14 protein-coding genes are annotated in these 19,307 nt (G+C 37.3%); 12 read left to right on the top strand and 2 right to left on the bottom strand.

The genetic code is table 11. The features are described from left to right. Positions 1–3: 3 nt before the first annotated feature. Positions 4–252 (top strand): fructosamine kinase family protein, encoded by a 249-nt coding sequence (locus KBP50_RS22205; RefSeq protein WP_236691396.1) that lies wholly within the window; start codon positions 4–6, stop codon positions 250–252. Between the two features lie 14 nt (positions 253–266). After that, positions 267–719, top strand: a complete 453-nt coding sequence (locus tag KBP50_RS15615) for a DUF2269 family protein (RefSeq protein ID WP_050351379.1) — start codon at positions 267–269, stop codon at positions 717–719. 457 nt (positions 720–1,176) lie between these two features. Here the strand turns inward: KBP50_RS15615 and pepT are convergent, their stop codons facing one another. Beyond that, complete coding sequence (gene pepT / locus KBP50_RS15610; RefSeq protein WP_050351378.1) at positions 1,177–2,409, bottom strand: peptidase T; 1,233 nt, start codon at positions 2,407–2,409, stop codon at positions 1,177–1,179. Between the two features lie 705 nt (positions 2,410–3,114). Between pepT and KBP50_RS15605 the strand changes: the two genes are divergently transcribed. Next, the gene (locus KBP50_RS15605) at positions 3,115–3,957 is read left to right on the top strand and encodes a sulfurtransferase (protein WP_050351377.1); all 843 of its coding nucleotides are present in this window, start codon (positions 3,115–3,117) and stop codon (positions 3,955–3,957) included. Continuing rightward, positions 3,957–4,523: a DNA-3-methyladenine glycosylase I gene (locus KBP50_RS15600; protein WP_050351376.1), complete on the top strand. Its 567-nt coding sequence runs from the start codon at positions 3,957–3,959 to the stop codon at positions 4,521–4,523. Before KBP50_RS15605 ends, KBP50_RS15600 begins: the two co-directional genes overlap by 1 nt. A 447-nt stretch (positions 4,524–4,970) precedes the next feature. Here the strand turns inward: KBP50_RS15600 and KBP50_RS15595 are convergent, their stop codons facing one another. After that, positions 4,971–6,740, bottom strand: coding sequence for a methyl-accepting chemotaxis protein (locus KBP50_RS15595; RefSeq protein ID WP_072742444.1), 1,770 nt, complete (start codon positions 6,738–6,740; stop codon positions 4,971–4,973). A 788-nt stretch (positions 6,741–7,528) separates the two neighbouring features. Here KBP50_RS15595 and KBP50_RS15590 point away from each other — a divergent pair. The 8 genes from KBP50_RS15590 to abc-f all read left to right on the top strand — a co-directional run bounded on the left by KBP50_RS15590 (position 7,529) and on the right by abc-f (position 18,958). Next, the gene (locus tag KBP50_RS15590) at positions 7,529–8,041 is read left to right on the top strand and encodes an N-acetyltransferase (RefSeq protein WP_050351374.1); all 513 of its coding nucleotides are present in this window, start codon (positions 7,529–7,531) and stop codon (positions 8,039–8,041) included. 286 nt (positions 8,042–8,327) lie between these two features. Further along, positions 8,328–8,570: an ATP-binding protein gene (locus KBP50_RS15585; RefSeq protein ID WP_050351373.1), complete on the top strand. Its 243-nt coding sequence runs from the start codon at positions 8,328–8,330 to the stop codon at positions 8,568–8,570. Positions 8,571–8,981: 411 nt separating this feature from the next. Next, positions 8,982–9,731, top strand: a complete 750-nt coding sequence (locus KBP50_RS15580; RefSeq protein ID WP_050351372.1) for a hypothetical protein — start codon at positions 8,982–8,984, stop codon at positions 9,729–9,731. Between the two features lie 201 nt (positions 9,732–9,932). Further along, on the top strand, positions 9,933–10,694 hold the full coding sequence (locus tag KBP50_RS15575; protein WP_050351371.1) for an ABC transporter ATP-binding protein: 762 nt from the start codon (positions 9,933–9,935) through the stop codon (positions 10,692–10,694). Next, the gene (locus tag KBP50_RS15570; protein WP_050351370.1) at positions 10,691–13,150 is read left to right on the top strand and encodes an FtsX-like permease family protein; all 2,460 of its coding nucleotides are present in this window, start codon (positions 10,691–10,693) and stop codon (positions 13,148–13,150) included. Before KBP50_RS15575 ends, KBP50_RS15570 begins: the two co-directional genes overlap by 4 nt. Before the next feature lie 1,315 nt (positions 13,151–14,465). Further along, positions 14,466–15,053 (top strand): TetR/AcrR family transcriptional regulator, encoded by a 588-nt coding sequence (locus KBP50_RS15565; RefSeq protein ID WP_050351369.1) that lies wholly within the window; start codon positions 14,466–14,468, stop codon positions 15,051–15,053. A 72-nt stretch (positions 15,054–15,125) separates the two neighbouring features. Further along, complete coding sequence (locus tag KBP50_RS15560) at positions 15,126–16,070, top strand: SDR family NAD(P)-dependent oxidoreductase (RefSeq protein WP_050351368.1); 945 nt, start codon at positions 15,126–15,128, stop codon at positions 16,068–16,070. Between the two features lie 1,259 nt (positions 16,071–17,329). Then, the gene (gene abc-f, locus KBP50_RS15555; protein WP_050351367.1) at positions 17,330–18,958 is read left to right on the top strand and encodes a ribosomal protection-like ABC-F family protein; all 1,629 of its coding nucleotides are present in this window, start codon (positions 17,330–17,332) and stop codon (positions 18,956–18,958) included. The last annotated feature ends 349 nt before the right edge of the window (positions 18,959–19,307 follow it).

Here is a 19,307-nt window from a genome sequence, read left to right as displayed (position 1 = left end):
GGTGTGCCTTATTTAATTGATCCCTCTTTTTTGTATGGTGACAGACATTTTGATTTAGCTTTTACAGAGGTGTTTGGTGGTTTTTCAAAAAATTTCTATCAAGCCTATGAAGGCACTTTTCCTACAAAGAATTATTATAGAGATTGTAAGCCGGTATATCAACTGTACTATTTATTAGTTCATTTAAATTTATTTGGCGAAGTATATGGACCAGAGGTGGATGCTATTCTTAGTTATTATTTAGGAAACTAGAGGGAGCAAATAAAATGGAGTTTTATGACATATTGGTATTTATTCACATCATTTCAGCTATCGTTGGGATGGGTCCTGGATTTTTGATGATTATGCCAGTTAAAACTGCGACAACTATGACTGAATTGCGATATGGATTTAGGATTCGAGCCAAATTACATTGGCTAGTCATGATTGGTGGAACATTGTTATTGTTAACAGGTTTAGCAATGGGAGTACTTCGTCCCTTTTTATTTTCTCAAGGGTGGTATGTAACAAGCTTATTGCTCTTCCTGCTTGCTTTAGCATTTGGCCCCCTCGTGCTATCTCCACGTTCAAAACCAATTAAAAATCTATTACAAATGCATCATGAGGATACGATACCAGATGAGTATTTTAATTTGTCCAAAAAACTATTTTTCTATGAAAGAATAGAAAGCCTTTTGTTTTTCCTTATCATTATTTTAATGATTACGAAGCAGTTTTAGTAATGGGATGCTACAAGTTGGAATAAATAAGAATTTTTTGCGAAATTCTGAGAGCTTAACCTACCTCGGGATTTTATTTTTGGTGTAAAATGGAAAATCGCCGAAGTTCACAATCACTCAAACCCTATAGCGGAGATGCGTTCTAGCTAATGACTTGCTCGATTTAAAGGGAGGGACGCTTAAACCAAGGGTACTCATACTCGAATTCGGGAAGGGCTTGCTAATAATACCGTAAATCGTGCAAGTCAGAAATCAGTCCTCTAGTGGCGTCGTAAACCACGTGAGTCAGCCATCAGATCGAGCAAGGCACGCCAATTCGAGCATGTAAGCACGAGAGTCATTTAAGACAGCCTCCGTTTTCAAGCAGTACGTCTTGCCAACCCAAGCAATGCCATCATAAGAATGCACATAAAAAAGTGCCAACAGACGTCGGTTGGCACGTTAATAGCTATTATATTTAACTTCGTTGCTCAAATAGCTTACAAATTTCAATAATCGTTTGAGTTGCTTTGATCATATTATTTACAGAAACATATTCAAATTTACCGTGAAAATTTTCTCCTCCAGTAAAGATATTTGGAGTTGGCAGTCCCATGTACGATAACTGAGATCCATCAGTACCGCCACGGATTGGCTGTACAATTGGTTCGATATTTAGATTTTTCATCGCATCATAGGCAATATCGACAATTTCCTTCACAGGCTCGATTTTTTCTCGCATATTATAATATTGATCTCTCATTTCCAGGGTGACAGATTCTGCTCCATACTTGGCTTGAAGTTTGTCCGTTATTTGGTGAAACACGTTCTTCCGCTTCTCGAATGTATCTTTATCAAAATCTCTTATAATGTAGATTACTTCCGCGTTTTCCACATCACCATTAACCGAGCTTAAATGATAAAATCCTTCATATCCTTCTGTATATTCGGGAGCCTCTTGGTCTGGAAGTTCGTTGATAAAGGCTGCTGCCATTTTTCCGGCATTGATCATTTTATTTTTTGCTGTTCCCGGATGCACGCTATTGCCTTTAAACAATATTTTAGCTGCTGCTGCGTTAAAACTTTCATACTGCAACTCGCCTAACGGTCCACCATCGACGGTGTAAGCATATGTGGCATCAAATCGTTCGACATCAAACTTATGTGGTCCACGACCAATCTCCTCATCTGGTGTAAAAGCGACCCGAATTTTACCGTGCTTGATTTCCGGATGTCTAATCAAGTAGTTCATAGCTGTCATAATTTCCGCAATGCCTGCTTTGTTATCAGCACCAAGCAAAGTTGTCCCATCTGTAGTGATCAGCGTATGCCCCTTATAATGTGGCAGTTCTGGAAAATCAGAAGCAGACAGCACGATATTCTGATCTTCATTTAAGACAATATCGCCACCATCAAAGTTCTCAATAACTTGGGGCTGCACATTTTTTCCTGTGAAATCCGTTGCTGTATCCAAATGTGCCAAAAAACCGATTGTCGGTATGTCTCCATCCGTGTTTGCTGGAAGTGTTGCCATGACATAGCCAAAGTCATCTACGGCAACATCTACCATGCCAATTTCCTGAAGTTCGTGAACTAAGTGATTGGCTAATTCAAGTTGTCCTGGGGTGGATGGGGTAGCGTCATTGCTTTCATCTGATTGTGTATCCATTTTGGCGTATGTGATAAATCTTTCAATCATTTCTTCTTTCATGAATCGTCAGCTCCGATCTGCTTTAAATGTAAAACAAGTTGCTCGATGAGGTTGTTTCAAAAGTGCATTGAAAATGACACATCCAACTTCTCGTTAGCTCGTTTCTCCATTTGGAAAAGGATACCCCCTTTTCCTGTGTGAGGGTTTCGAGGATGCCTATACTAGCGCATATGTATCTGTACTTCTATGGGATATTCTACGTTGGCTCGTCCTGTGGCGGGGTAGAAGTCAGCACATTCTGTACAAGCACGCTCCTCGAAACTTCGCCGCCTAACTCAGGCGCCAAGATGCGCTAGTGTCAGCGTTGCAACAGGATAAGGAAGGCTACGACAGCAATACACCGCACGCAGAAAAAGTGTTTTTCTTTTTCAAGGACGCCCTGAAACCTTAGCCGACCTCGGTCCTTTAACCTCGCTTTTTGAACACGCACTTTATGTTAAAAAGTATGTACCTCTATGCTTCACATAACTTATTTGAAAAATAGTACTGTTTATTTATTCTTCATATCATGCAAAGTATTTCTTTTATTATAACTTAATTACGCTAATTTTCTAAACAAAATACTTCGTGTCCCTAAGTTAGGGGTAGGCATGAATCAGCTTATCGTTTAAAATAAGGTTAGGATATAAAGAGTTAAAAAGATTACGGGATCATATCGAAAACCTTCGCTGTTCATATCTGTTTAAAAATACTGGAGGGATAACATTGACATATGTCATTAGCGTGGAACGCCTGAAGAACCGGTTGAAAAATAATTTAAAGAATACAGTAATCATTGATGTTCGTTTTCAATTGATGGATCCAGAAGCAGGTAGAAAGGCATATTTGCAAGACCATATCCCTGGTGCAATTTTCATGGATATTGAAAAAGATTTGTCCGGTAAAAAGTTGAAACATGGAGGAAATCATCCACTTCCAGATCTCACGATGCTTGCAGCTAAATTAGGAAAAGTCGGCGTAGATCATGATACAACAGTTGTTTTATACGATGATCATAATGACATGTTTGCTGCAAGAGCATGGTGGTTGTTACATTACATGGGACATAACAAAGTGTACGTCTTAGATGGTGGATATACCCGCTGGAAAGAAACAGGGAACGAAACGACGGTAGAAATTCCACAACTTAAGCCGAAATTATTTCACTTGAAAATGAGACCAAACCAAACGGCAAATATGGAAGAAGTGAAAGAAAAAGTAAAGCAAAATGCTGCTGTTTTAATTGATTCTCGCGCAAAGGAGCGTTATTTAGGAGACCATGAACCGATGTATGCTAGAGCAGGGCACATACCTGGGGCAAAGCATTATTTCTGGAAGGATGTACTTGATGCGAATGGTTCATGGAAAAAGAAAGAAGCATTAGAAAAGCAATTTGCTTCTCTATCTAAGGATGAGGAAATCATTGTCTCGTGTGGTTCTGGAATATCCGCTTGTCCGAATATTTTAGCGCTGAAATCACTTGGGTTTAAAAATGTGAAGCTATATCCAGGTAGCTTTAGCGATTGGATCTCATATGAAGATAATGAAGTCGCGATTGGAGAAGATTGATGATCAAACAGAGATGCCAATGGGTTACAGATGATGCCGTTTATATTGCTTATCACGATCATGAATGGGGAAAACCACAATACAACGATCAGAAATTGTTTGAAATGCTTTGCTTAGAAGGAGCACAAGCAGGGCTAAGCTGGATTACCATTTTAAAGCGCAGAGAAAATTACCGCCTTGCATTTGATCAATTTGACCCGATAAAGATAAGTAAATATAATGATCAGAAAATAGAAATATTGCTCCAAAATGAAGGGATTATTCGTAATCGTAGAAAAGTAAATGCATTTATTAAAAATGCACAGGCCTTTTTGAAAGTACAAGAAGAGTTTGGCGACTTTTGCACGTATATCTGGTCATTTGTCGGTGGAAAGCCAATGATTAATCATTGGCAAAAACATGAAGAGGTTCCTGCGTTTACAAAAGAGTCCGAGCAAATGAGTAAAGACTTGAAACGTCGTGGTTTTCAATTTGTTGGACCGACGATCTGTTATGCATATATGCAAGCAACGGGAATGGTCAATGATCATACACGTGACTGTTTTTTATATGCTGGCAGAAAGTAACGATGTTAATTGCCGTTTTATAAAAATTGAACCTCTCGTTTGTCTTACTTCCTGACTTTTAGCAGATCATATACGAAATTTTCCCGCTACTAAAAAAGTAAAGTTCGGGACTATTTCTTGTTTTGAAAGGAAGCACCCCCGGGAGCCAAGTCCTCGCTTGTCGAAGCAAGAAATTCGTCGTTGAATTCATAAACAGCCTGTCTGAGCCAGAATCCGATCAGAGCGAGAAAGATGCTAACTAAGGTAAGGAAATAGATTACCGTAGCGAGAACGTGGCAGAGCCTTGAAATATATCAAAGTGGTGTAGGAGAACAACCTTTTCTAATATGGGTTCCGTCCATCTTCCAGTGCGTCTACAGATGGACGGATGGCATCTTTATATCAATCTTTGACCATGAGTTGTTGGCAATTATTTGCTCGTTTTCCACCACTTCAGCCATTTGTTTTTCATAGCTTGAAAACGTTCACTTGTTTGTTAAGCTCTTTAGCTAATTCAGCTAGTTCATCTACATTATAGGAAACTTGTTCCATCGTACTGGTTGTTTCTTCTGTAGAAGCGGCTACTTGCTCTACACCAGCAGCAGATTCTTGTGAGATGGAAGCCATTTCTTTGACGAGTTGATCCATGGATTCGCTTGTTGTAGTATTTTCTTTCAGCTTGATAGAAATAGCTTGCATCTTTTCAATCATATTGGTAATAGCGCGGTTCATTTGTTGGAAGTTGGTGCCTGTGTCTTCAATCTGCTTCTTTCCTGTTTTTACTTCATCATAACCTTGATGCAGGGAAGCAACCACTTCGCTTGTCTCTGATTGAATACGTTGGACAATTGTTGTAATTTCACCCACGGATTGAGCGACTTGTTCTGATAGCTTTCTTACTTCATCCGCTACCACTGCAAAGCCTCTGCCATGTTCCCCAGCTCTTGCGGCCTCAATAGCAGCGTTTAGGGATAATAGATTGGTCTGCTCTGCAATATCTCGAATAACCTTAATGAGCTTAGAGATTTGGTTAGACTGTTCATCCAATCCCCTTACCTGTTGCACGGCCTGCTCCATAATGGCGTCAATTTGATTCATTTGCTGAACGGACTGTTCCATCAGTTTGGAGCTGTCTGTTGTCCATTGCTGAACATCACTAGCATCTGTCATTACTTCATTTCCTCTTTGCTCCGAAATATGAACATTATCGACAAAGCTATTCATTTTTTCTGACAACTCATTGGCTCCTGTTGATTGTGCCTCTGTACCACTAGCTAATTCCTCCATCGTTGCAGCAATTTGGTGGTTGCTTTCTTTTACTTCACTTGCTGATTTTGTTAACTGCCCACTTTGGGTGGAGACAGATGACGTAGCCATTTGTACGCTGTGGATGATGTCGCGTATTCGTTCCTTCATCATGTGTACGGATTGAGCAAGTTGTCCTATTTCATCTTTTGCTCGATCCTCTTCTTGTTTTACCTGTAAGTTCCCAGATGCTACTTCTTTTGTTGATTGGACAATGCTCTGTAATCTTGCTGTAATACCTCGGCTAACTATAATCATAAATGGAACGCCAATGACCAATGCTAACAGATTAGTGATAGCCAATATGTATACGCTCCTGTTTGAACTGTCCTCCGCTTCAGCGATTGCGGCAGCTTGCTGTTCTTGTGTTTGCTCTAGAAGATTGTTAACAAGTGTAAGTGTATCTGTACGAAGTCTTCCTGAGTAGTGGCGAATGGTATTAGCAAATTGTTCTCTTCCTTCTTCGACAGAAGTTACCATCCGTTCCATAAAAGCTTCATCAATGGAAGCATTGTTTTGCAGAATATCGTTGAAAATGTTTTTTTGTTTCTTCCCGTCAATCGTTTTGTCTAACTGTTGTGCGATTTGATCAAATTGCTCTTGATAATCCTGGAAAGCGCTAAAATACTTTGTATTCTCAGTGATTAAATAATCAGCAGATTGTACATCTTTTGCCTGAATGATAATTGCTAATTGCGATATTTGATTCGTCTGCTCTTGTAACTCATTTACTTTTTGAATATCCTTTTGTCCGCCTTTTAATTGTACATATACAATTACGGAAGAAGTAAGGAGTAAGGCAATGGTGAAAAAGAAAACAGATAAGTATTTTTTATGAATGCGCAAATTTCGCCAAGTAAAAATGAGTTTTTTCCTAATGGTTTTTGTCTTCTTTTTTTCGTTCGTTAATTTCTTTGCTTTCTTTTTCTGCATGGAATCCCCCTCTATAGCATTTGTCATAGAAAATTCGCTCACTTCATTTTGCATAATGCTGCATATTCCTGCGCTTTAGGAGTGGCAAAGAATGGTAATAAAATCACCAATTTGATGTTCAAAGATAAGAAGTATAAAATTAGGTGCTTTAGGATAACGAAATAACCGACTAGCCACGTCCGGCGCAAACGCCAGCAACGATGCGACTTTAGAAATGCGCCCTCCGATAAGTCATCTTCGGTTCGTCGCTAAGGGGAAGGCCGACTAAAAACGGGCTAGCCGCTCAGGCGTCGGCATACCCCTGTTTTTAGTGGCATGATTCCTTTATCTTTAGTTGATTCGTTCCATTCGCTACGTTGCTAAACGGGCGCCCCGCGCCTTTGTTCCACTATAGGAAAGTATAAGATTTCTTTGTTTATAGTATAAGAAAAACAAAGGCTTCTGCCATAAGACTTGGCGACAAGCCAAGTTTTTCTAAAAAGCGTTTTGATTAACAAACAAAAGCAACACTTCACGATTGCGTAAAAATGCTTTCCTTCTTCATGGACAAGGAAAGTTGCGGTAGAAATAACAACACGATTTTTAAGTTTTTGGAGATATTGTCTATTAAATAAGGAATCCCTTTAAGAAAATTGTCTTATAAAGGAAACAGAACCTTTGTTTACATATCGACAGAATAAAGAGTAATTTGAAGTGATTATTGCAAATTTTTTTACATTTGCGTTAGTTCCTATTCATCGTGTAGAATGTCAAATTGTGTGCGTAAATTTAAAAATGCAGGTGATATCATGCAAAGTACCGCTTTTATAGAAAACGAAAAAAATAAGCAGGAATTACAGGAAGAACTGGATGCACTGGAAATTCAAGTCTTTCGCATGCAGGAAAATGTGAAGGAAATTGCCAAAAAAGCATATATCGTTAGTATTGACCAAACAAAAGAAGCGAATTGGGTCATTGTTTATGCCAATCGAAAAGCAAATACGATTCAACTTATGCTTCACGAATGTACAAAACCATTTCGAGGGAATTGGGATTCTGCTATTGAAGCTGAATATAAATCAGAAACCACGATTCATATTTCCGATATTAAAGGCGAACAAAATAAAGGATTCGGTTCGGTCTTAATGAAACATTTAAAAGAGATTGCCCATCAAGAGAACAAACATTATATTACAGGCGATATTGTCAAACGCGATTTTGATCATGTGGAACGACTAAAACACTTTTATACGAAGCATTACTTTGATATAAGTATGGATCATAATGAGCAGAGTGGAAAAATTGTTTGGAGTCCGTGCTAATTCGGTGGTATCCATGAACGAAAAAATAATGGCTTTGTTACACACGCCAAGCTATTCAAGCGGAATGTTTTTTCATGCTTTGTCGCGAACAGTTCCTGGGTTGTTTAAAGATACGGGGAGATCATTTATCCCAGATGTGAGTTGCCGTAAGATCCCCATATCGGGGAGCCTGAGTAGAAACAAAGAAGTTTAAGTCGGGATACGGCACCTTCCACGCTGCATCAGATATAGAGATCGCCGTTTGCCCACTAAGCGTCTACGACCAAATTCCTCAGGAGGGAGAGCGATGAAACAGGTGATTGATACATACTGTGAATCACTCAAATTATCCACCATCCAGTCAGAATGGCGTACCCTCACGAAAGAAGCCTCTAAAGATAATACACCATATCATGCCTTCCTGGAGAAACTGTTGGAAATGGAAAATCAAGCGAGAATAGAACGAAGCAGACAAACCCTACTTAAGCTGGCCCGTCTACCTTTTAGGAAAACATTGGATACGTTTATGACTTTGAGCATATTTTTCTGATGTAAGAATAGCATTCGATTGTTATTTAGCCTTCTTAGCTAATAAGGGAAATAATTTAAGGGCATTTCTATATAAAATTAAACTGGAATCTTTATACATTGACTCGTAGTTAATTAATTGTAGTTAGTGATAATATATATACGACTATTAATATTTTGAAACTTTCAGAGAAAGAGTATGTTATTATTTTAATAAAACAAAATATACTAGAAAAAATTGGAAGTGAAAACAGTGGAAAAGTCAATAGTTTAGGGTTCCTGGTTGAATAATAATGAAAAAATGAATTAGCAACTCGTTGAGTTTGTCTTTTGTTAACACTTTGGCTTATTGGATAAATTTCATAATAAATGTCATATACTATAAATCTCAAATTAATATTGATATAAAATAATCTATTTAGGAGGAGATAAAATGCATAATGAGTTATTTGATTTAAAAATTGGAGATGAAATAATTAATCAAATCTCAAAAGTATATTTTAAGTATACAAAACCCTATTTTAGGGGGTTGGTTTTACATGGTTCGGCACTAAAAGGAGGGGCTATTTCAAATTCTAGTGATATAGATTTTAAATTGTTTTTAGACGATGAAATATTCAGGCCGAATGGTACATTACCCATGGATATATATATAGGGATTAATAAAGGATTATCAAGAATAAATATTAGTCCATTCAGCTATATTCAATGTGATGCTGTTCCAATATCGAAATTAGGAGAAATGATAGGTCTTGTGAAGGGAAGCTATAAATTAATTAGCGGTGATATATCGATAAAAGAGCCAACAAATTCTCAATTGAAAAATGAGGCTATAAAACACTTGGAAAATGTGGAGGTTGTTCCAGAGTATTTTTCAGGACTTCTTGATAGTGGGAATAACAGATCAATAAGACTACTCAGGCTCTTAACTACTCAGGTTTCTCCGGTTTTGTATCATGTTGCAACTTTAACATCTGGTGATGGGAATTTAGTTTGGAAACTTCCCAAGAATGAGGTTTTAAGTTACTTACCTTATGAAATCGGCAACCGTTCAAAAGTATTTTACGAAAAGTTATTTGATTTTTATAATAAAATAGACTCTGATATAGATATCATAGACTTAATTTATTCTGGGTATTTAATTTTATTGGAGGTTACCAATTGGTATGGAAAGAAATATTAATTATTAAAATTCCAGTCCTCAAATATATAGATAATTGTATATAAATGGTGAATTTCTAAGAATGAATGTGGAGCTCTACAGTATAAATGTAAACTGTAAGGGCTCTAATTTTTGCGGTAGTGTATTTTTTAAAGTGCTTAAAAAATAATTATTTTGCGCAAACGCTTGAACTAAATGTTACTAGTAAACGAGGTGTCTTAAATGAGTGAGGTAATCCTTGAAGTAAAGAACTTAACAAAAGAATACAAAGGGCAAGGGTTTGAAGTGAAAGCATTAAAAAACATATCCTTTAAAATAAATAAGGGCGAGTTTGTTGTTATTATGGGGACAAGTGGATCAGGTAAAAGCACGTTATTAAATATCCTGAGTGCGCTTGATGCTCCATCTTCTGGAACGATTAAGTTAAATGGAGAGTTACAAGAAAAGTTATTTAAAGAACCGAATGCTTCATTTTACCGTCAAAAAAATATTGGCTTTGTCTTCCAAGCTTACAATCTATTAAAAGATTTAACAGTTGAAGATAATATCGTAATACCATTAATCTTACAAAATATGAATAGGGAGATGATTGATGAACGTTTAGAAGAAATTCTAAATGTACTCGGATTAACAAAATGGCGGAAACATCGTCCAACGCAATTGTCAGGTGGCCAACAACAACGTGTAGCAATCGGACGTGCTATTATTTCGCAGCCCCCGATTATATTAGCTGATGAACCAACTGGGAACTTAGACTTTAATACTTCAAATGAAGTGCTAGAGTCCCTTTATGAAATGAAAAATCGATTTAATCAAACTGTTTTACTTGTCACGCATGATCCGACTGTAGCTAATTATGGTGATCGAGTTCTTTTCTTCCACGATGGTGAAATAGTAGGGGAGTATGAATGCAGAAGTGAGAATGATTTAGAAAGTATTTTAAATATCTTTAAAAAAATTACGGAAAGAAGTAAAATACAATGAAAACGTTAAGAGGAATTTCATTTCAATTATTTCGTGCAAATCGTCTCATTATCTTAACTTCCATCATTAGTATTACGATCGCTACGATATTAGTAGTGACCATGGTTCTATATTCATTGAATGCGAAGGAATCCATGGAACAATCATTTAGGACTTTGTATGGTGACGCTGATTTATCCGTTGGGTATGATACAGGAGAAACTAAATTTTTAAATCAAAGTTTAATCCAGGAAATTGAATCTCAAAACGGGATTGAAGATGCTGCCGAAGTAGCTATATCTCATCTGACAATTGATCAAAAAGGCTTAGAATTATATACGCTAGGTGTAACAAATAATGATTTAACAAAAAGTAGATTCAAATTTAACGAAGATTTAGATGAATCATCCGTCATATTAAATGAAGGATTAGCTGCTACATTCGATTACAACGTTGGTGATAATCTAAGTATAGAAGGTAAAAGTTATCGAGTTATTGAAATTATCGAAGACATCAAAGGTACTTCTAACGTTCCAGATCTATTAATTATGCATCAGGATAATGTGAAGCCTTTTTTACGAAATGGGGAAGAAGCGACATATGTAATGATCAAGGGCGAGGAAAACCAAGCTTCTTTAGATATGGCGGACAGCATCAAACAGATCGATCCTGATTTTCGTATTGATGTTTTTGAAGAAGATCCTCTGGTTAGTTCGAACATCAAGACACTAAATGTTTTCATTGTCATATTATCAGCCTTAATTCTTACGGTAACTTCATTATTAGTCATATCAAATTTTGATATCATTCTATACAAACTTAAAAATCAAATGGCTATTTTGCGTTCGATTGGTGCTACTACAAAACAAGTTAGCAGGATCATCTTTTTTCAAAGCTTCGTTATTAATACAATAGGTGTAGGTCTAGGAACAATTTTTGCTATATTAGGGGTTCAACAGATATTTCATTTCGCAGAAGAGGCACTAAATTTACCTCCTACTACCGAAAAGATTAATATGATTTTAGTCATTCTAATTGCTCTCATTTGTTTCATCGTTTTTCAATTGTTTATGTTGATTCCAGCATACCGTAGCACAAAAATCTTGCCGTTAAAATTAATACAGGAAAATGAAAGACAAGGTTTTATCCTAGAGAAAAGTAGGACACGTCTTATCAAAGTTTTGTCCATCATAGCTGGAATATTCGCTCTTATCGGTTATGTTTTATCCCATAAAAATGAATTTTTTATTTTGTTCGTTTTAATTGGGATATCATTGTTTTTAATATGTCTCATCTTCTTGTTACCTAACATCATTACGTTATGCATAAAATTGTTGCTACCCATCATTGATAAGATATTTGGTAAAGAGTCTTTTATTGCGATAAATAATTTACTTCCACAAGTTAGGAAGAATACGCTAGCTATTATATCCATAAGCACATTACTTGTTATTGCAATATTTGGTACAACCATATTAAATACAATACAAAAAAATAGTGAAACATTCTTATTGGATCAATATGAAACACCAATTGTGATAGAAAATCGTCTGATAGAATCTTCTACGCTGGATCCGATAGAGGTTAGCACCGATATTGAAAAAATATCAAGTGTGGAAGGCACTTATTTTTATAATGGTTTAGATATGATGTACTATTTGGATGGTAATAAAGAAATAAGAATGGATGTTGCAGTAACAAATAGCGATATCGTAACAAACATTCCGAAAGATTCGCTGGTGATATCTGAAAAGTTCGCAAAACAGAACGGCTTTAAGAAAGATGATAGCCTTTCTATAGGTGTTGATTCAGAAGATTTATCAGCAATCCAACCCTTGGGTGAATATAAAATAGCAAGTATTAGTAATCAACTAGATGATGACACGGATATCATCATTAGTTGGGATCATTCTTTAAATCGTTATCGTACGTTTTCGCATTTATATGTAGAAACTCAGGATGAAGCGACTACATTAGAAGAACTTAACCAATTAAGCTCAAAATACCCTGAACTAAAAATAAATGCTTTCAGCGTAGCTCAAAAGGAATCATTAAATATGTTTCTTCAACGATGGGCAATATTTATCATCGTTTTAACGATTCTAGTCGTTTTAACGATTCTAGTCGTTTCAACATTAATTGGTGTTTTCCATTCGTTAATCAATTCCATGTTGTCTAAGAGAAAAGAATATGCTGTCCTCAGGTCAATGGGAGTCACCCCTTTAGGTATTAAGAAAATCATACTCACGCAAATATTAATATATGTGATGATCGGGTTGATTCTAGGGATCATTATTGGTTCGATCCTTTCATTACTAATTGTATTAATTGATCCTACGCCGGTAGTTTTTAATTATAAAATCATTGGAAGTCTTTCTATCATCATTTTGCTCATTAGTATCGTCGTGTTCACAACGGTAGGATCCTGGTTGACAAAAAAACCTGTAATGAACGAAATGAATTTCGATGGAAAATAAAAAACATAGTTGAAGATCTGGTGGGCTGTCACCACCCTAAAAGTCCGGTATACGCCGAACTTTTTGAAAAGATAAGAAAGTATAAAATGAGGTGCTTGGGGATAACGAAATAACCGAATAGCCACGTCCGGCTCCATCGCCCAGCAACTAGGCGACTTCGCGAAATCGCCCTACGATAAGTCATCATCGGTTCGTGGCTAAGAGGAAGGCTTGACTAAAAACGGGCTTACCGCTCAGGCGTCGGCATACCCCTGGTTGCAGGGGCATGATTCCTAAATCTTTAGTTGATTCGTTCCATTCGCTACGTTGCTAAACGGGCGCTTGCGCCTTTGTTCTGTGGAAAATGGCGAATGCCCAAGTTCAAATTCGAGTCTAAAGAAATTATAGAAGAGTTTGAATAAAACGAACAGAAAGTGGAAGAGCAAATCAATGCTTGAAACATTTGAATGGGAAAACGGGCTTGTTGCTAGAACAACGGAAGAACAACCACATTATTTGAATGAAATTTAAAGTGGAATAAAAACATGTTAAATTTATCTAATTAAGCTATAAACATGAAGACTCTTACTAGTTATACATGAAATAAAAGCGAGAGGTTGACTAACAAACTTATAATTAGTCACTTTTCAACCATTTCCAAACCCCTTCGACAACATAAGGCTCTGGACTATTTTCTGAAAAACTATTTCCATTAGTTGAAAAAAGATAGTAGGTTTATTGGGAAGAATTTTGATCCGTCCGTACCTTTTCTGGGGGAGAAACAATGAAAAAAATTACTAATAAACAAAAATTTCTCGTCTGTGTGGTTTTCTAATTTAGCCTCAATTCTTAGTGGCCGACTTAGAGAGTTGGTAATCCCACTAGTTGTTTTAGAGTTAACTAGTTCTTCACTAGTTACTAGTTTAGTAGTACTGTCACAACAAATTGGGACTATAGTTTTGGCTATACAGAATAGGTACATAGGTTGAGACCAAGAATAAAGTGAAAATAGCTACTACATTTAATTTAATATACGCTTCATGTGTATTTTTATTAGCATTTTTAATAACTTCTCAACAATTTAATGAGTATGGCATTCTATATGTACTAGCCTTGCAATCTTTTTTACCACCTTTTGCGGAAGGGTTTACCAGTTCAACTCCTCCTGTATTCCTGAACTCCCCGCTGGGCATAAGAAGTGGATTTTAAGCTTAATTTTACCGTTTTGAACTAGAAAGAAAGTTTATAAGAAGGAGTTCACAATATCCGTTTGACAGGATAGATCAGTTGATATATTATTAAATTGAACACTGGTCAATTAGATGGAGGTATACGAATGTCTGCTAGAAAAGCAGTTGCTAAAGAGCTGACACGTGATATGATTTTGCAAGCGGCAAATAATTTATTTGTTGAAAAAGGGTATCAGCATGTGAGCATGAGACAAATTGCAACTAAACTAAACTATAGTCATGGATCGCTATATTACCATTTTAAAAACAAAGCAGAGCTGTTTTTTGCATTAGTCGAAAAGCATTTTCAATTGCTTGATGAGAGAATGTGTGCCATTCAGGATAAAGATATTCCCGATGAGGAAAAACTGCGACAGCTAATGCAGGATTATATTGCATTTGGGCTGACACACCAAAGTCATTATGAAATTATGTTCCTAATAAGGGATGATGAGGTGCGCACTTTTATGCAAGAAGCTCCAATGAAAGCTTATCAAAGATTTGCTCATTTCGTTGCTAATTGGAGTGAAGAAACGCTCTCTGTTCAAGTGATTTGGTCTATGTTTCTATCTTTACATGGTTTTGTAACCCATTATTTAAGGCATGTAAATGAATACGCCGATGTTGAACAGATGGCTAAACGTCATGTCGATTTACTCTTGCAATGGACAAAGACAGGCCAAAATAATGGCTAGCGCTTATTAGCGAAGCCAATCTTTTTGGCTATTAATTGACCAGTGGTTAATAAACGCAGAGGAGATGAAACAGTGAAAAAAGCGCTCGTATTAGGAGCTTCTGGTGGGATGGGCTATGCAATTGTTAAAGAATTGGTTAATCGCGGAGTTGAAGTAACGGCTTTTGCACGCTCAATAAATAAATTAAACCATCTATTCTCTCGTTACCCGACAGTGACGATTATTCCTGGGGATGCATTGAACCAAAACCAATTAACGCAAATAGCAAGAAACAAAGATATAATTTTCCACGCCATTAATTTGCCATATGGGGATTGGGAAACAAAGCTTCTTCCCTTAACAGATAGCATCATTCAAGCAGCCCGAAAAAATAATGCTAAACTAGCGATTGTGGATAATATTTATGCATACGGCAAGTGTAACGAAACGGTTAAAGAATCAACAGTAAAGACTCCACACACGAAGAAAGGAAAGCTAAGGTTACAAGCAGAAGAACGAGTAAAGAGATCGAGAGTTCCTTATGTACTTGCTCATTTTCCTGATTTTTATGGCCCCTACGCAGAAAATACACAATTAAATTTTACAATTCAATCGGTTATTCAAAATAAACGTGCCTGGTTTATAGGAAGCCAATATCTTGCAAGAGAGCATCTTTTTACATTGGATGGAGCACAAGCACTTGTTAATTTATCATTTCAAGACGAAGCTTACGGGCAACATTGGAATATACCTGCAACTCATCCTGTAACGGGACGGGAGTTAATACGCTTGATTCGGGATTTAACAGGGTATCAGAAAAAAGTATCCACAGTAACAACCAATATGCTAAGGCTTCTAGGTGTTTTTGATCGTCAAATGCGAGAGTTTGTTGAAATGCAATACTTAAATCAGCAAGCCGTTATTTTAAATGGAGGAAAGTATGAAAAATTAATAGGTCCGTTGCCACGAACATCTTACAAAAAAGGTCTTGAGCTTACAATAAGATCATACCAAGGCTTAGAACATTTGGGGAATTAAAGTAAGTATAAACTAAAGAATGTAAATGACTTCCGATATTCCAGTTCCAGTCATTCCTCAACAACAAGTGAAAACGGTGACGCAGTTTGCAAAACAAATACTTTATGCTCTTAACTTTGGATAACAGGGAAACGTTCATGGAATAAGCTATAGCAAACAAGTAAGAATGCAGGATTCGAAGTATAGAAGTAGGCGGGGAAAACACACCGTTGTAGCCGACTTTACACATAATAGGAGCGATGTGTTGATTTTTAGGTATCTGTTTCTGCAACATAATTGGTCTTTCAAAATCATTTTACGGTAGTTAGAGTATAGATTCGCATTGACATGGGGTGTACTTTTTGGATAAACTAGATTTAATTACAAACAGGAGGTGAGGTAGATGAATCAAACTGGTAGCGTAACGAAAATACAAGCATATCTTTATATTCGTTATGCAATTTTTTCCAATAATTCAAATGACGGGATACGTCTGTTCTTTTATTATTCAAAATAATGGAAAAAATACCAGTAAGAGACATCTACCTACCTGACGGATTAGCATGCATATAGATAGTGCAGAGGAGTGCTATACGATTCATGCTGTTTAAAGACGTAAGGGGATAAGCTCTTCTTATGTCTTTTTTGTACTATAGAAAAGTATAAAATGAGGTGCTTGGGGATAACGAAATAACCGAATAGCCACGTCTGGCGCATGAGCCCAGCAACGATGCGACTTTAGAAATGCGCCCTACGATAAGGCCTCATCGGTTCGTCGCTAAGAGGAAGGCCGACTAAAAACGGGCTTTTCGCCCAGACGTCGGCATACCCCTGTTTTAGTGGGATGATTCCTTGATCCCGTAAAAAGGCGTTGTAGACTCCCACTTCAAGAATGGAAGCGGTAAGCTAAACAAGTCGAAGTGGGAGGTAACAGCACCCGATTCGTTCAAGGGCCTTTAGGTCATACCCTGGTGGTACTAACAATCAGCGGGGATGAAGAAAACCCCGCTGATGGAAGGTTCACTTTATCTTTAGTTGATTCGTTCCATTCGCTACGTTGCTAAACGGGCGCCCCGCGTCTTTAGTGCCTGTTTAACACAAATACAGGCAAGTTACGAGTGGGAATTTCGGCGGTGCAATGAATATATGTAGACGTTAAAGATAAGCCAACCAATCATTTCGTCTACTTTTAACGGATGTTTTGAAAAGTCTCCTTTTGTACCAATTTCCAAAGTTTCTTTAGGTAGAATTGTCTCTTCTAGAGCGGAGGAAGAGAAAAAATGATTACTGCAAGTCTACAGCAAGTCACCCAAACAATAGGTGCTAACCTGATTTTTGAAAATATAACCTCAGAAGTGAAGCAAGGAGAGCGGATCGGTTTAATTGGGAGAAACGGTACAGGAAAATCGACCTTATTACAGTTACTTGCGAGAAAATCCGAACCAGCTAAAGGGATAATAACATGGAAGAAAAATACTTCTGTCGGATTGCTGCTGCAAAACCCGGTAATAGAAGAAGAATCAACAGTCGAAGCGGTATTAGCAGCAGTTTTTACGGAGTTAAACCGTATAAAAACTGAAATGGAACACATTGAAAACTTAATGGGGAAGGAAACGAGCCCCGAACAACTAACAAAACTGATTCAAACGTATGGAGATATGCAAGAGCGTTTTCAAAAAAATGGCGGTTATGAAATAGATGCACGTGTGCGACGCGTGATGAGCGGTTTGCAAATCGAAGAACTTGCAACGAAACTGTGGAATCATTTAAGTGGTGGCGAACGAACAAAAGTAGGTTTAGCGCAATTATTATTACAAGCTCCAGACTTACTTTTGCTGGATGAACCTACTAACCATCTTGATTTTAAAGCAATAGAATGGTTGACGGAGTTTATCCGTCATTACAAAGGAACAATTGTGATCGTTTCGCACGACCGTTACTTTTTGGATGACACCGTCACAAAGATCTGGGAATTGGACCAACGTGAATTGATCACCTATGCTACCAATTATACCAATTATGTGAAGGAACGGGAGGAACGATTGCTGCAAGAATTTCAGCAATATCAGGATCAACAAAAGAAAATAAAGAAAATGAAAGAAACAATTAAGCGATTAAAAGAGTGGGCCAATCAAGCAAATCCTCCAAATGATGGGCTACACCGTAGAGCCAAGAGCATGGAGAAAGCGTTGGAGAAAATTACCCGCTTAAAGCGGCCGGTACTAGAACATAAACGTATCCGGGTAGATTTTAAAATGCAAGAGCGAAGTGGAAAAGAAGTGGTTAAGCTCAAAGGTGTATCAAAAAAGATTCAGGGCAAAGGACTCTTTCAGGACGTTGATATGCTTGTGCGCTTTCAGGAGCGAGTAGCGATTATTGGTGAAAACGGAGCGGGAAAATCAACATTGCTACAGTTAATAGTAAGAAGATTAGAAGCAGACGAAGGAAATGTACAATTAGGTAGTAATCTATCCATTGGGTTCTTATCACAACATATGTTGGAAATGGAAGATGATCGAACGGTAATCGATGAATTCCGTGAACAAGTACCTGTGGAAGAAGGGAAAGCGAGAGCCATTTTAGCCCGATTTTTATTTTATGGATCAAGTGTATTCCAGCAAACCAGACAACTAAGCGGTGGGGAAAAAACACGCTTGCGGCTAGCACAATTGATGTACCAAGATCATAATGTCCTTATTTTAGATGAACCAACAAACCATCTTGATATTGAATCCAAAGAAGCATTAGAAGAAGCATTGGAACAATTTGCAGGAACCATCATCGCTGTTTCTCATGATCGCTATTTTTTAGACCGACTCTTTCCAGTAACTTATTTGCTTCAAAATCAAAAAATAATGCGATTTGAAGGAAACTACAGTTATGTACGGAAGCGTTGGTTGGAAAAATAGACATGGTTTGGTGAATAAGCACCAATGTTAAGGAGACAAATGCTGAAGTAAACGGGGGGCTATTCTAGTATGTAAGGTGTATTTTTCAATGTCTTTCATTGTTTTTCAAAGGTATCCTTTTGATTATTGTAGATATTTTCAGGGATGGGACTACGTGTCAGCTTAATCGCAAAAGCCGAGTTGCTTAACTCTTTTTTGTTGAAGTGATCCGCTGTTGGTGCTGAATGGCATGATTCCTAAATCTTTAGTTGATTCGTTCCATTCGCTACGTTGCTAAACGGGCGCCCCGAGCCTTTGTTCATGATATCAACTGTGATACTATAAAATTATCTAAATAGAGAGGGGCAAA

Source organism: Virgibacillus pantothenticus (genome assembly GCF_018075365.1).
GTDB classification, from domain to species: domain Bacteria; phylum Bacillota; class Bacilli; order Bacillales; family Amphibacillaceae; genus Virgibacillus; species Virgibacillus pantothenticus.
Note: the sequence above shows the minus strand (reverse complement) of the source record. Positions and strands in the feature narration are given on the sequence as shown.

Excerpts from the sequence above, each read along its gene's own strand:
- KBP50_RS15615 (WP_050351379.1), top strand. The coding sequence starts at position 267 with ATGGAGTTTTATGACATATTGGTATTTATTCACATCATTTCAGCTATC.
- pepT (WP_050351378.1), bottom strand. The coding sequence starts at position 2,409 with ATGAAAGAAGAAATGATTGAAAGATTTATCACATACGCCAAAATGGAT.
- KBP50_RS15600 (WP_050351376.1), top strand. The coding sequence starts at position 3,957 with ATGATCAAACAGAGATGCCAATGGGTTACAGATGATGCCGTTTATATT.
- KBP50_RS15595 (WP_072742444.1), bottom strand. The coding sequence starts at position 6,740 with ATGCAGAAAAAGAAAGCAAAGAAATTAACGAACGAAAAAAAGAAGACA.
- KBP50_RS15590 (WP_050351374.1), top strand. The coding sequence starts at position 7,529 with ATGCAAAGTACCGCTTTTATAGAAAACGAAAAAAATAAGCAGGAATTA.
- KBP50_RS15585 (WP_050351373.1), top strand. The coding sequence starts at position 8,328 with ATGAAACAGGTGATTGATACATACTGTGAATCACTCAAATTATCCACC.
- KBP50_RS15580 (WP_050351372.1), top strand. The coding sequence starts at position 8,982 with ATGCATAATGAGTTATTTGATTTAAAAATTGGAGATGAAATAATTAAT.
- KBP50_RS15575 (WP_050351371.1), top strand. The coding sequence starts at position 9,933 with ATGAGTGAGGTAATCCTTGAAGTAAAGAACTTAACAAAAGAATACAAA.
- KBP50_RS15570 (WP_050351370.1), top strand. The coding sequence starts at position 10,691 with ATGAAAACGTTAAGAGGAATTTCATTTCAATTATTTCGTGCAAATCGT.
- KBP50_RS15565 (WP_050351369.1), top strand. The coding sequence starts at position 14,466 with ATGTCTGCTAGAAAAGCAGTTGCTAAAGAGCTGACACGTGATATGATT.
- abc-f (WP_050351367.1), top strand. The coding sequence starts at position 17,330 with ATGATTACTGCAAGTCTACAGCAAGTCACCCAAACAATAGGTGCTAAC.